10 protein-coding genes are annotated in these 13079 nt (G+C 70.0%); 9 read left to right on the top strand and 1 reads right to left on the bottom strand.

The features are described from left to right. The first annotated feature begins 32 nt into the window (after positions 1 to 32). The 4 genes from ABEA26_RS31875 to serA all read left to right on the top strand — a co-directional run bounded on the left by ABEA26_RS31875 (position 33) and on the right by serA (position 5408). Positions 33 to 1880, top strand: a complete 1848-nt coding sequence (locus ABEA26_RS31875) for an acetolactate synthase large subunit (RefSeq protein ID WP_345597031.1) — start codon at positions 33 to 35, stop codon at positions 1878 to 1880. A gap of 21 nt (positions 1881 to 1901) precedes the next feature. After that, on the top strand, positions 1902 to 2426 hold the full coding sequence (gene ilvN / locus ABEA26_RS31870) for an acetolactate synthase small subunit (RefSeq protein WP_345597029.1): 525 nt from the start codon (positions 1902 to 1904) through the stop codon (positions 2424 to 2426). A gap of 116 nt (positions 2427 to 2542) precedes the next feature. Then, positions 2543 to 3541: a ketol-acid reductoisomerase gene (gene ilvC, locus ABEA26_RS31865; RefSeq protein WP_345597027.1), complete on the top strand. Its 999-nt coding sequence runs from the start codon at positions 2543 to 2545 to the stop codon at positions 3539 to 3541. Between the two features lie 265 nt (positions 3542 to 3806). Next, a complete protein-coding gene (gene serA, locus ABEA26_RS31860; RefSeq protein ID WP_345597025.1) occupies positions 3807 to 5408 on the top strand; it encodes a phosphoglycerate dehydrogenase in 1602 nt (533 codons plus the stop codon). Positions 5409 to 5628: 220 nt separating this feature from the next. Here the strand turns inward: serA and ABEA26_RS31855 are convergent, their stop codons facing one another. Beyond that, complete coding sequence (locus ABEA26_RS31855; RefSeq protein ID WP_345597024.1) at positions 5629 to 6897, bottom strand: PucR family transcriptional regulator; 1269 nt, start codon at positions 6895 to 6897, stop codon at positions 5629 to 5631. Between the two features lie 164 nt (positions 6898 to 7061). Between ABEA26_RS31855 and ABEA26_RS31850 the strand changes: the two genes are divergently transcribed. The 5 genes from ABEA26_RS31850 to ABEA26_RS31830 all read left to right on the top strand — a co-directional run bounded on the left by ABEA26_RS31850 (position 7062) and on the right by ABEA26_RS31830 (position 12799). Next, a complete protein-coding gene (locus ABEA26_RS31850) occupies positions 7062 to 7988 on the top strand; it encodes a proline dehydrogenase family protein (protein ID WP_345597022.1) in 927 nt (308 codons plus the stop codon). A 251-nt stretch (positions 7989 to 8239) separates the two neighbouring features. Further along, on the top strand, positions 8240 to 9880 hold the full coding sequence (gene pruA / locus ABEA26_RS31845) for an L-glutamate gamma-semialdehyde dehydrogenase (RefSeq protein WP_345597020.1): 1641 nt from the start codon (positions 8240 to 8242) through the stop codon (positions 9878 to 9880). A 307-nt stretch (positions 9881 to 10187) separates the two neighbouring features. Beyond that, on the top strand, positions 10188 to 10319 hold the full coding sequence (locus tag ABEA26_RS31840; RefSeq protein WP_345597018.1) for a hypothetical protein: 132 nt from the start codon (positions 10188 to 10190) through the stop codon (positions 10317 to 10319). A 75-nt stretch (positions 10320 to 10394) separates the two neighbouring features. Beyond that, a complete protein-coding gene (locus tag ABEA26_RS31835; protein WP_345597016.1) occupies positions 10395 to 11438 on the top strand; it encodes a 3-isopropylmalate dehydrogenase in 1044 nt (347 codons plus the stop codon). Between the two features lie 272 nt (positions 11439 to 11710). Further along, positions 11711 to 12799 (top strand): branched-chain amino acid aminotransferase, encoded by a 1089-nt coding sequence (locus ABEA26_RS31830; RefSeq protein WP_345597013.1) that lies wholly within the window; start codon positions 11711 to 11713, stop codon positions 12797 to 12799. Positions 12800 to 13079 lie beyond the last annotated feature (280 nt).

The raw sequence follows: 13079 nt of genomic DNA, 5'->3' as shown, positions 1-13079 counted from the left end.
CAAAAACCCTCAGCATCGAGAAGAGAATGCCGATGACCGAGCAGGCCACCGGGGCCCATCACCCGCAGCCGCGGCCCCGATCCGGAGGACAGTCCGCCCCCGAGCACGTCACGGGTGCGCAGTCCCTCATCCGCTCTCTCGAGGAGGTCGGCGCCGACACGGTATTCGGCATTCCCGGCGGCACGATCCTTCCGGCGTACGACCCGCTGATGGACTCCACCAAGGTGCGTCACGTCCTGGTCCGCCACGAGCAGGGCGCCGGCCACGCGGCCACCGGCTACGCGCAGGCCACCGGCAAGGTGGGCGTCTGCATGGCGACCTCGGGCCCCGGCGCCACCAACCTGGTCACCCCGATCGCCGACGCGCACATGGACTCCGTGCCGCTGGTCGCGATCACCGGGCAGGTGGTGTCCTCGTCGATCGGCACGGACGCCTTCCAGGAAGCGGACATCGTCGGCATCAGCATGCCGATCACCAAGCACAGCTTCCTCGTCACCAAGGCCGAGGACATCCCCCGGGTGATCGCCCAGGCGTTCCACATCGCCTCCACCGGCCGTCCCGGACCCGTCCTGGTCGACATCCCCAAGGACATCCTCCAGAAGAAGACCACCTTCTCCTGGCCGCCGGTCATGGACCTGCCCGGCTACCGCCCGGTCACCAAGCCGCACGCCAAGCAGATCCGCGAGGCCGCCAAGCTCATCACCGCCGCGAAGCGCCCCGTGCTCTACGTCGGCGGCGGCGTGCTCAAGGCGCAGGCCACCGCCGAGCTGAAGGTCCTCGCCGAACTCACCGGAGCGCCCGTCACCACCACCCTGATGGCGCTGGGCGCGTTCCCCGACAGCCACCCGCTGCACGTGGGAATGCCGGGCATGCACGGTGCGGTCACCGCCGTCACCGCGCTGCAGAAGGCCGACCTGATCGTCGCCCTCGGCGCCCGCTTCGACGACCGCGTCACCGGCAAGCTGGACAGCTTCGCCCCGTACGCCAAGATCGTCCACGCCGACATCGACCCCGCCGAGATCGGCAAGAACCGCGCCGCCGACGTGCCGATCGTCGGCGACGCCCGCGAGGTCATCGCCGACCTCGTGCAGGCCGTCCAGAAGGAGCACAGCGAGGGCGGCAAGGGCGACTACACCGCCTGGTGGAAGGACCTCAGCCGCTGGCGCGACACCTACCCCCTCGGATACGACCAGCCCGGGGACGGTTCGCTCTCCCCGCAGCGGGTCATCGAGCGCATCGGGCAACTGGCGCCCGAGGGCACGATCTTCGCGGCCGGTGTCGGCCAGCACCAGATGTGGGCCGCGCACTTCGTCCAGTACGAGCAGCCCGCCACCTGGCTGAACTCCGGCGGCGCCGGAACCATGGGCTACGCCGTCCCGGCGGCCATGGGCGCCAAGGCCGGAATGCCCGGCCAGGCCGTCTGGGCCATCGACGGCGACGGCTGCTTCCAGATGACCAACCAGGAACTGACCACCTGCGCCCTGAACAACATCCCGATCAAGGTCGCCATCATCAACAACGGCGCCCTCGGGATGGTCCGCCAGTGGCAGACCCTGTTCTACAACCAGCGGTACTCCAACACCGTGCTGCACAGCGGCCCCGACGCCGACGGCAGGCAGCCGAGCGCCGGCACCCGCGTCCCCGACTTCGTGAAGCTGTCGGAGGCCATGGGCTGCTACGCCATCCGCTGCGAGGACCCGGCCGACCTCGACAAGGTCATCGAGGAGGCGAACTCCATCAACGACCGGCCCGTCGTCGTCGACTTCATCGTCCACGAGGACGCCATGGTCTGGCCGATGGTCGCCGCCGGCACCTCGAACGACGAGATCATGGCCGCCCGGGACGTCCGCCCCGACTTCGGCGACAACGAAGACGACTGAGCGAGAGAGACCGAAGAGATCATGTCCAAGCACACGCTCTCCGTCCTGGTGGAGAACACGCCCGGCATCCTCGCCCGGATCGCCGCCCTGTTCTCCCGCCGCGGCTTCAACATCGACTCGCTCGCCGTCGGCGTCACCGAACACCCCGACATCTCCCGCATCACCATCGTGGTGAGCGTCGAGGAGTTCCCGCTGGAGCAGGTCACCAAGCAGCTCAACAAGCTGGTCAACGTGCTCAAGATCGTCGAGCTGGAGCCCACCCATGCCGTCCAGCGCGAACTCGTCCTGGTGAAGGTGCGCGCCGACAACGAGACGCGCTCCCAGATCGTCGAGATCGTCCAGCTCTTCCGCGCCAAGACCGTCGACGTCTCCCCGGAGGCCGTCACCATCGAGGCCACCGGCAGCAGCGACAAGCTGTCCGCCATGCTCAAGATGCTGGAACCGTACGGCATCAAGGAACTCGTCCAGTCCGGCACGATCGCCATCGGCCGCGGCGCCCGTTCGATCACGGACCGCTCGCTGCGCGCACTCGACCGGTCCGCATAACGACGGAAACGGGCGGCCGGCGCGTTTCGGCCGCCCGCATTCCGAGACCCCGAGACTTCCCGTCCGCCCACCGGCATACGGTGGGACGCAACACCTGCACACAAGGAGAGAACCCAGTGGCCGAGCTGTTCTACGACGCCGACGCCGACCTGTCCATCATCCAGGGCCGCAAGGTCGCGGTCATCGGTTACGGCAGCCAGGGCCACGCCCACGCCCTGTCGCTGCGCGACTCCGGCGTCGACGTGCGCGTCGGTCTGCACGAGGGCTCCAAGTCCAAGGCCAAGGCCGAGGAGCAGGGCCTGCGCGTGGTGAGCCCGGCCGAGGCCGCCACCGAGGCCGACGTCATCATGATCCTCGTCCCGGACCCGATCCAGGCCCAGGTCTACGAGGAGCACATCAAGGACAACCTGAAGGACGGCGACGCCCTGTTCTTCGGCCACGGCCTGAACATCCGCTACGGCTTCATCAAGCCCCCGGCCGGCGTGGACGTCTGCATGGTCGCCCCCAAGGGCCCGGGCCATCTGGTGCGCCGTCAGTACGAGGAGGGCCGCGGCGTTCCCTGCATCGCCGCCGTCGAGCAGGACGCCACGGGCAACGGCTTCGAGCTGGCCCTGTCGTACGCGAAGGGCATCGGCGGCACCCGCGCCGGCGTCATCAAGACGACCTTCACCGAGGAGACCGAGACCGACCTCTTCGGTGAGCAGGCCGTCCTGTGCGGTGGTACGGCCGCGCTGGTCAAGGCGGGCTTCGAGACCCTGACCGAGGCCGGTTACCAGCCGGAGATCGCCTACTTCGAGTGCCTGCACGAGCTGAAGCTGATCGTGGACCTCATGTACGAGGGCGGCCTGGAGAAGATGCGCTGGTCGATCTCCGAGACCGCCGAGTGGGGCGACTACGTCACCGGCCCGCGGATCATCACCGACGCCACCAAGGCCGAGATGAAGAAGGTCCTCGCCGAGATCCAGGACGGCACCTTCGCCAAGAACTGGATGGACGAGTACCACGGCGGTCTGAAGAAGTACAACGAGTACAAGCAGCAGGACTCCGAGCACCTGCTGGAGACCACCGGCAAGGAGCTGCGCAAGCTCATGAGCTGGGTCGACGAGGAGGCGTAAGCCTCACGCCCGAGGGGCCGGAGCCAAGCCGCTCCGGCCCCTTCGGCGAACCCCGGACAACGCCGTGAGTGCGGTGTTGCCCCATCCGTCCGGCCACGGACGGGTGATCCTTCCGCAGAGGCGCAGGACGACCCCCGCCACGCCACTAGACTGCTGACAACATACGCGTCGGGCCCACAGCGTCGTGCGTCTTCCACGCGGCTAGCAACCTCCACCGCATGCGGCCGTCGGGACGGCCGTCCGCATTGGACCTGTGAGGACTCACGTGAGCTCGTACCCCAGTCAAAAAGCTACGGTACTCATCGCTGAAGAGCTGTCGCCCGCGACCGTGGACGCGCTCGGCCCCGACTTCGAGATCCGCCGGTGCAACGGCGCGGACCGGGCCGAACTGCTCCCCGCCATCGCGGACGTGGACGCGATCCTGGTCCGCTCCGCGACCAAGGTCGACGCCGAAGCCATCGCCGCCGCGAAGAAGCTCAAGGTCGTCGCCCGCGCCGGTGTCGGCCTGGACAACGTGGACGTCGCCGCGTCCACCAAGGCCGGCGTGATGGTGGTCAACGCCCCGACCTCCAACATCGTGACCGCCGCCGAGCTGGCCTGCGGTCTGCTCGTCGCCACCGCCCGCAACATCCCGCAGGCCAACGCCGCGCTCAAGAACGGCGAGTGGAAGCGCAGCAAGTACACCGGCGTCGAGCTGGCCGAGAAGACCCTCGGCGTCGTGGGCCTGGGCCGCATCGGCGCCCTCGTCGCACAGCGCATGTCGGCCTTCGGCATGAAGGTCGTCGCCTACGACCCCTACGTACAGCCCGCCCGGGCCGCGCAGATGGGCGTCAAGGTCCTGTCGCTGGACGAACTGCTCGAGGTCTCCGACTTCATCACCGTCCACCTGCCCAAGACCCCCGAGACCCTCGGCCTGATCGGCGACGAGGCGCTGCGCAAGGTCAAGCCGAGCGTCCGCATCGTCAACGCCGCGCGCGGCGGCATCGTCGACGAGGACGCGCTGTACTCGGCGCTGAAGGAGGGCCGCGTCGCCGGCGCCGGTCTGGACGTGTACGCCAAGGAGCCCTGCACCGACTCGCCTCTGTTCGAGTTCGACCAGGTCGTCTGCACCCCGCACCTCGGCGCCTCCACCGACGAGGCGCAGGAGAAGGCCGGCATCGCGGTGGCCAAGTCGGTCCGCCTCGCCCTCGCCGGCGAGCTGGTCCCCGACGCGGTGAACGTCCAGGGCGGCGTCATCGCCGAGGACGTCAAGCCGGGCCTGCCGCTCGCCGAGCGCCTCGGCCGCATCTTCACCGCGCTCGCCGGTGAGGTCGCCGTCCGCCTCGACGTCGAGGTCTACGGCGAGATCACTCAGCACGACGTGAAGGTGCTGGAACTCTCCGCCCTCAAGGGCGTCTTCGAGGACGTCGTCGACGAGACCGTGTCCTACGTCAACGCCCCGCTGTTCGCCCAGGAGCGCGGCGTCGAGGTCCGGCTGACCACCAGCTCGGAGTCGCCGGAGCACCGCAACGTCGTCACGGTGCGCGGCACCCTCTCGGACGGCGAGGAGGTGTCGGTCTCCGGCACGCTGGCCGGTCCGAAGCACCTCCAGAAGATCGTCGCCGTCGGCGAGTACGACGTTGACCTCGCCCTCGCCGACCACATGGTCGTCCTGCGCTACGAGGACCGTCCGGGTGTCGTCGGCACCGTCGGCCGCGTCATCGGCGAGGCCGGCATCAACATCGCCGGCATGCAGGTCGCCCGCGCGACGGTCGGCGGCGAGGCGCTGGCCGTGCTGACCGTCGACGACACGGTGCCCGCCGGGGTGCTGGCGGAGGTCTCGGCGGAGATCGGGGCCACGTCGGCCCGGTCGGTGAACCTGGTCTGACCTGACCCGGGGGCATCGCCCCCGGGCTCCCGTTCGCCCTGAACGGGTGCGTCCTCGAACGCCGGACGGGCTGACTCGGTCGGCCTGCCCGGCGTTTTCCGTGTGCGCTTCCGACGCTCCGGACGGTCGGACGTCATCGGGCCCGCCGTCCGGCACCGGCTGCCGCAGGTGCGCGGCCTGTCGGCGCGGGCGGACGGCCTGCGTCAGGTGGCGGAGACCGCTACAGGCGGTACGCCTTGAGTGCCATGTGCAGCAGCAGCCGGTCCTCGCCGTCGTCCAGGTCCAGGCCCGTGAGCTGCTCGACGCGGGACAGCCGGTAGTACAGCGTCTGGCGGTGGACGCCCAGCTCGGCGGCCGTGCGGCCGGCCTGGCCCGCGCAGTCGAGATAGACCTCGGCGGTGCGGGCCAGTTCACGGTGGGCGGGGGTGAGCAGCGCCCGTACGGCGGGATCGTGGGCGGACCACGCGGGCAGCGCGGTCAGCAGGCGGAACGCTCCGATGGACGTCCACTCGGCGACCGGCCCGAACCGGCTCTCGGCGCGCGCCGCCCGGGCCGCCGCCGACGCCTCCAGCCAGGCGGCCCCCAGCTCGGCCAGCCCGGTGCGCGGCGCGGAGACCCCCGCCGCCACCCCCGCCGCCACCCCGGCCGCCGCTCCGGAGGCCGCACCCGTCCGGAGGCCGGCGGCCCCGGTTGTTCCGCCTGCCCCGCCCGCGCCCCGTGCCCGCTCCAGCAGACGCCCCGCCGCCGTCGTCGCCGGAGTCAGCACGTCCGCCGAGCGCAACCGCACCAGCAGCGCCAGCGACTGGCCCGAGGTCCCCCACGGCACCGTGCACAGCGCCGTCGCCCCGGGCACCGTACGGACCGAGGGCGCGTCCTCGGGGCCGGCCGAGGGCCAGGGCGCCACGCACACCACCGCGTGCGGGGCGCCGACGCGGGAGCCGAGGGCGGTGCGCAGTTCCGCCACCGCCATGTCCCGCTGCCAGTCCCGCTCGGCGGTCAGCACCGCCCGCAGCTCCCGGCTCAGGTCGGCGCCGTGCTGCGCCTCGTCCGCGAGCAGCGCACCGATCCGGGCGGTCACCTCCATCGCCGCCGCCAGCTGCCGCTCCGTCGGGCCGGGCTCCGTGTCCAGAAGCCACACATAGCCGAGGACGACGCCCCGGTGCCGTACCGGCAGACACGTGCGCCCCCGGTACACCCCCGCCTCCGGCGTCGGCGGAATGCGGACCGGGCCCCTCGCGCGGGTGATGCCGAAACCCTCGAACCAGGCCCGGACCGTCGCCGTGGAGCGCCGGGTCAGGATCGAGCGGGTGCGCACCGGGTCCAGGGCCGAGGGGTCGAGGTCACCCTCGCTGTCGTACGCGCCGAAGGCGATCAGCTCGAAGTCGCGGTTCTCCAGGGTCGCGGGCGCGCCCAGCAGCTCGGAGATCTCGTCGACCAGCTCCTGGTAGTCGCCCCTGGAATCCGTCGTCACCCGGGCATTCTGCCGCATTTCCGCGCCCGGTTCATACATCTGTCTGAGATCCGTGGCACGGATGCGTGACAGCTGTCGATGGCCGACGATCGGGGGGATCCTTAGATTTCACGGTGGTTCTCCGTGCCGTTCCCCGTTCGTCGGGCAGCGGCCTCGTGTTGGTTGGTAAGTGGAGGTGCCCCGTGCTGGGTCCCGTGATTCTCGCCGCGTCGCGCAGCGACCGGATGCGCCGGCTGGTTTCCGCCGCGCCCGTCACCAAGCCGGTCGTCGACCGGTTCATCCCCGGCGAGACGGTCGACGAGATCGTGCCGATCGTCCGGGACCTCACCGACCAGGGCCTGGAACTGACGATGGACGTCGTCGGCGAGGACATCACGAACCCCGCGCAGGCCGAGGCCGCCCGCGACGCCTACCTGGAGCTGGTCGACCGGCTCGAGCCGCTCGGCCTCGGCGCCCGAGCCGAGATGTCGGTCAAGCTGTCCATGTTCGGCCAGGCGCTGGACGGCGGCCACGAGCTCGCCCTGAAGAACGTCCGCCCGGTCGTCGAGGCCGCCGCCGGGATCGGCACCACCGTCACGCTCGACGCCGAGGACCACACCACCCTCGACTCGATGTTCGCCATCCACGACGAGCTGCGGAAGGACTTCCCGCAGACCGGCTGTGTCATCCAGGCCTACCTCTTCCGCACCGAGGCCGACGCGCGCCGGCTCGCCGACAACGGCTCTCGCGTACGGTTGGTGAAGGGCGCCTACAAGGAGCCCGCCGAGGTCGCGTACCAGCAGCGCCACGAGATCGACAAGGCGTACGTGCGCATCCTGCGCACCCTGATGGAGGGCGAGGGATACCCGATGATCGGGTCCCACGACCCGCGCCTGATCTCCATCGCGCAGGAACTGGCCCGCACCGCCGGGCGCAAGCTCGACGAGTACGAGTTCCAGATGCTGTACGGCATCCGCGGCGACGAGCACCTGCGGCTCGCCGCCGAGGGCCACCGCATGCGCGTATACACCGCCTACGGCACCGACTGGTACGGCTACTTCATGCGCCGTCTGGCGGAGAAGCCGGCCAACCTCCGGTTCTTCGCCCGCTCGATGGTGAGCAAGGGCTGAGCGGCAGCTGTCGTCGTCCAGGGTGTAACCGAGGCAACGGCAGCCACCGCCCGCTGATCGGCTGGGCCGATCCGTTTCCGGAACGAACAAGAACAAAGGAGTTACGGAAACCGTGACTCCGCCCCGAAAGGCTTCTCACGGGGTCGCCGCAGCGAACTCGTGACGGTCAAGCCCTGACCACCGCCCAACATACGCACATGGTCTTCGGTCCCCAGGACGGAGACCAGGGATTCACCCGGAAGAGGTAGCTCATGGACGCTGTGACCCAGGTCCCCGCCCCCGTCAACGAGCCGGTGCACGGCTACGCCCCCGGCTCGCCCGAGCGCGCTCGCCTGGAGGCCAAGCTCACGGAGCTGGCCGACAACCCGGTCGACCTGCCCTGCACCATCGGTGGCGTCAAGCGGATGGGCGGCGGCGAGCGCTTCGACGTCGTGCAGCCGCACAACCACAAGTCCCGCCTGGGCACGTACGCGAACGCCACGCAGGCGGACGCCCAGGACGCGATCGACGCCGCCCTGGCCGCCGCCCCCGCATGGCGCGCGATGTCCTTCGACGACCGCGCGGCGATCATCCTGCGCGCCGCCGAGCTGCTGTCCGGCCCGTGGCGCGAGACCATCGCCGCCTCCACCATGCTCGGCCAGTCCAAGACGGCCCAGCAGGCCGAGATCGACAGCCCCTGCGAGCTGATCGACTTCTGGCGCTTCAACGTCCACTACGCCCGCAACATCCTGGCCGAGCAGCCCCCGGCCAACTCCCCGGGCGTGTGGAACCGCATGGACCACCGCCCGCTGGAGGGCTTCGTCTACGCGATCACGCCGTTCAACTTCAGCGCGATCGCGGCCAACCTGCCCACCGCGCCCGCGCTCATGGGCAACGTGGTGGTCTGGAAGCCGTCCCCGACCCAGACCCACGCCGCCGTGCTGCTCATGCAGCTGCTGGAGGAGGCCGGACTGCCCAAGGGCGTCATCAACCTGGTCACCGGCGACGGCATCGCGGTCTCCGAGGTCGCCCTCGAGCACCGCGACCTCGCGGGCATCCACTTCACCGGCTCGACCCCGACCTTCCAGCACCTGTGGAAGACGGTCGGCAACAACATCGCCAAGTACCGCACCTACCCGCGTCTGGTCGGCGAGACCGGCGGCAAGGACTTCCTGGTCGCCCACCCGAGCGCCGACCGCGCCGTGCTGAAGACAGCCCTGACCCGCGGTGCCTTCGAGTACCAGGGCCAGAAGTGCAGCGCCACCTCCCGCGCGTACATCCCGGCGTCCATCTGGAACGACGGCTTCAAGGAGGAGTTCGCGGCCGAGGTCGACTACCTCACCATGGGTGACGTCACCGACCTGTCGAACTTCATGGGCGCCGTCATCGACGAGCGGTCCTTCGCCAAGAACAAGGCCGCCATCGACCGCGCCAAGGCCGACGAGACCTGCACGATCGTCGCGGGCGGCTCCTACGACGACTCGGTCGGCTACTTCGTCCGCCCGACGGTCGTCGAGTGCACCGACCCGGAGAACGAGGTCTTCCGCACCGAGTACTTCGGCCCGTTCCTCGCCGTGCACGTGTACGACGACAGCAAGGCCGACGCGTACGACGAGATGCTGACCCAGATGGAGTCGGTGTCGGACTACGCGCTCACCGGCTCGGTCGTCTCGAACGACCGCGCGGCGGCGGCGTACACGATGGAGAAGCTGCGCTACGCGGCCGGCAACTTCTACATCAACGACAAGTCGACCGGCGCCGTGGTCGGCCAGCAGCCCTTCGGCGGCGGCCGTGCCTCCGGTACCAACGACAAGGCGGGCGCCCCGCAGAACCTGATGCGCTGGACCCTGACCCGCGCCATCAAGGAGACGCTGGTCGCGCCGACCGACTACGCGTACCCGCACATGGGCTGACACCCACCCGATCCCGGACGGGCCAGGTCTCCCCCCGACCTGGCCCGTCCGACGTTTTCGCAGGTCAGAGCAGAGTGACCGGTGGCACTGTCTCAGATAGTAGGAAGTCCGAGTAATTGTGGAGACAGACGCTCCGCGCTCCCTTAGCTTTGTAGGAGCCGAACGTCCCGCTCGACCGAGCGGATGGCGGTCGTGAGCCGGGCCCCGCGCAGGCAACCCCTGCGGCACCGTGCTCCCCGCCCCTTCCGGCGTCTCTCCGTACCACTCGCTTTCCGCGCTCTCCCGCGTGCCGAAGGAGACGATTCCCATGGCCGAGACGACCGTCCGCCGCCGAGTCCGCCACCTCCCCCGTACCAGCGACTCCGACCGCAAGAACGCGGCCGCCGCCCTCCAGCGCGCCCTCGACCGCCGGGACAACGGCGGCTCCACCGGGCACTGAATCCGTGGTGACGCGTGGGCGTCCGCATGCCGGACGCCGCATGTCATCCCGTGGGACGAGGAGTAGGGTGCCGTCATGTCTCGCAGCCTCAATCTCGCAGTGATTCCCGGTGACGGCATCGGCCAGGAGGTCGTGGCCGAAGGTCTCAAGGTCCTCTCCGCCGTCCTTCCGCAGGATGTGAAGCTGGAGACCAAGGAGTTCGACTTCGGCGCCCGGCGCTACCACTCCACCGGGGAGACCCTCACCGACGCCGACCTCGACGCCCTCAAGGCGCACGACGCCATCCTGCTCGGCGCGATCGGCGACCCGTCGGTGCCGTCCGGTGTCCTGGAGCGCGGCTTCCTGCTGAAGCTCCGCTTTGCCTTCGACCACCACGTCAACCTGCGGCCGAGCAAGCTCCTGCCCGGTGTCGCGACCCCGCTCGCGGGTCAGCCCGAGATCGACTTCGTCGTCGTCCGCGAGGGCACCGAGGGCCCGTACACGGGCAACGGCGGCACCATCCGCAAGGGCACCGAGTACGAGGTCGCCACCGAGGTCTCCGTCAACACGGCCTTCGGGGTCGAGCGCGTGGTCCGCGACGCCTTCGCCCGCGCGCAGGCCCGCCCGCGCAAGAAGCTGGCGCTCATCCACAAGAACAACGTGCTGACCTTCGCGGGTCACCTGTGGACGGATGTCTTCAACAGGGTGGCCGCCGAGTACCCCGACGTCACCACCGAGTACATGCACGTCGACGCGGCGACGATCTACCTCGTCACCCAGCCCGAGCGCTTCGACGTGATCGTCACCGACAACCTCTTCGGCGACATCATCACCGACCTCGCCGCGGCCGTCTCCGGCGGCATCGGTGTCGCCGCCAGCGGGAACATCAACCCGTCCGGCGACTTCCCCTCGATGTTCGAGCCGGTGCACGGTTCCGCGCCCGACATCGCCGGCCAGGGCAAGGCCGACCCCACCGCCACGGTGCTGTCCGTCGCCCTGCTGCTGCGCCACCTCGGTCACGAGGCCGAGGCGACCCGGATCGAGGACGCGGTCTCCGCCGACCTCGGCGAGCGCGCGGGCAAGAGCGCCCGCTCCACCTCAGAGATCGGCGACGCGCTCGCCGTACGAGTGGCCGGCTGACCCGGCGCACTCGAAATCCAACCTTTCGAAGCCGCCGGGTCCGAGAAACAAGGCCCCCGCCGGCTTTCTCCTGCGTCCGCAAGGTGCGACCATCGAACCCTGGGCCGCATTCACCCCGCTTCATCCGTCGCCGTCCGAGCGTCCGTCCGTGCGCGATAATCGAACGCGAAGCCGCGACATGAGGGAATGCTCGGACGTCCTAGCACCGGCCACCGGCCGTACGGGCGTGACAGCGGCCCGTCACAACCAAAACCGGTGAAGGACATCAACCCATGACGACGCCCACGATCGAGCTCAAGCCCTCCGCCAACCCGCTCTCCGACGCAGAGCGGCAGGCGATCCTGGCCAACCCCGGGTTCGGCCGCCACTTCACCGACCACATGGTGACGGTCAAGTGGACCGAGGGTCGCGGCTGGCACGACGGTCAGCTGGTTCCGTACGCCCCGCTCTCCCTCGACCCGGCCACCACGGTCCTGCACTACGCGCAGGAGATCTTCGAGGGGCTGAAGGCGTACCGCCGCCCCGACGGATCCGTCGCCACCTTCCGCCCGGAGAAGAACGCGCAGCGCTTCCAGGCCTCCGCACGCCGCCTCGGCATGCCGGAGCTGCCGGAGGAGACCTTCATCGAGGCGTGCGACGCCCTGGTGCGCCAGGACCGGAACTGGGTCCCGGCGCACGGTGGTGAGGAGTCCCTCTACCTGCGTCCCTTCATGATCGCGACCGAGGTCGGCCTGGGCGTGAAGCCGGCCAACGAGTACCTCTTCATCGTCATCGCCTCCCCGGCCGGCGCCTACTTCCCGGGCGGCGTCAAGCCGGTCTCCATCTGGGTCTCCGAGGACCGCGTTCGCGCCGTCCCCGGCGGCATGGGCGACGCCAAGACCGGCGGCAACTACGCGGCGTCCCTCCTCGCCCAGGCGGAGGCCGCCGCCAAGGGCTGCGACCAGGTCTGCTACCTCGACGCGGTCGAGCACCAGTGGGTCGAGGAGCTGGGCGGCATGAACCTGTACTTCGTCTACGGCGACAAGATCATCACCCCCGCCCTCACCGGCTCCATCCTGGAGGGCGTCACCCGCGACTCCCTCCTCACCGTCGCCCGCGACCTCGGTTACGAGGCCGAGGAAGGCCGGGTATCCGTCGAGCAGTGGCAGCGCGACTCGGAGAACGGCACCCTCACCGAGGTCTTCGCCTGCGGTACGGCGGCGGTGATCACGCCGGTCGGCACGGTGAAGCGCGCCGGTGCCCAGTGGCAGCAGAGCGGGGGAGAGCCCGGCGAGGTGACGCAGCGCCTGCGCGGTGCGCTGCTGGACATCCAGCGTGGTACGGCCGAGGACAAGCACGGCTGGATGCACCGCCTGGCCTGAGGCATCCGGTGTCCGCAGGCCCCCGCTCGCGGCGGTCTTCCCGGGTCGAGGCCGATACGAACGGCGCGTCCGACGGGTTCGACCGCCGCTCGGACTGAACATCCACCGCTCGCATTCTGAGACGCACGGTGAGCACGGGGACAGACTGTGCCAGACTGCCCCCGTGCTCTCGTTCGCCATGATTATTGGCAGCAGGCGCGCCGGTCCGCAGTGACCACCACGTACGACCAGGTACGGGTGGACACCGTCGTCCTCGACCCGCGCGCAGACCTCTCGCACC

Source organism: Streptomyces marokkonensis, from assembly GCF_039539045.1.
GTDB lineage: Bacteria > Actinomycetota > Actinomycetes > Streptomycetales > Streptomycetaceae > Streptomyces > Streptomyces marokkonensis.
The sequence above is the reverse complement of the archived record's forward strand: the minus strand, read 5'-3'. Positions and strand labels throughout refer to the sequence as shown.

Excerpts from the sequence above, each read along its gene's own strand:
- ABEA26_RS31835 (WP_345597016.1), top strand. The coding sequence starts at position 10,395 with ATGTCTCGCAGCCTCAATCTCGCAGTGATTCCCGGTGACGGCATCGGC.
- ilvN (WP_345597029.1), top strand. The coding sequence starts at position 1,902 with ATGTCCAAGCACACGCTCTCCGTCCTGGTGGAGAACACGCCCGGCATC.
- ABEA26_RS31855 (WP_345597024.1), bottom strand. The coding sequence starts at position 6,897 with ATGCGGCAGAATGCCCGGGTGACGACGGATTCCAGGGGCGACTACCAG.
- ABEA26_RS31840 (WP_345597018.1), top strand. The coding sequence starts at position 10,188 with ATGGCCGAGACGACCGTCCGCCGCCGAGTCCGCCACCTCCCCCGTACC.
- ABEA26_RS31875 (WP_345597031.1), top strand. The coding sequence starts at position 33 with ATGACCGAGCAGGCCACCGGGGCCCATCACCCGCAGCCGCGGCCCCGA.
- ABEA26_RS31830 (WP_345597013.1), top strand. The coding sequence starts at position 11,711 with ATGACGACGCCCACGATCGAGCTCAAGCCCTCCGCCAACCCGCTCTCC.
- pruA (WP_345597020.1), top strand. The coding sequence starts at position 8,240 with ATGGACGCTGTGACCCAGGTCCCCGCCCCCGTCAACGAGCCGGTGCAC.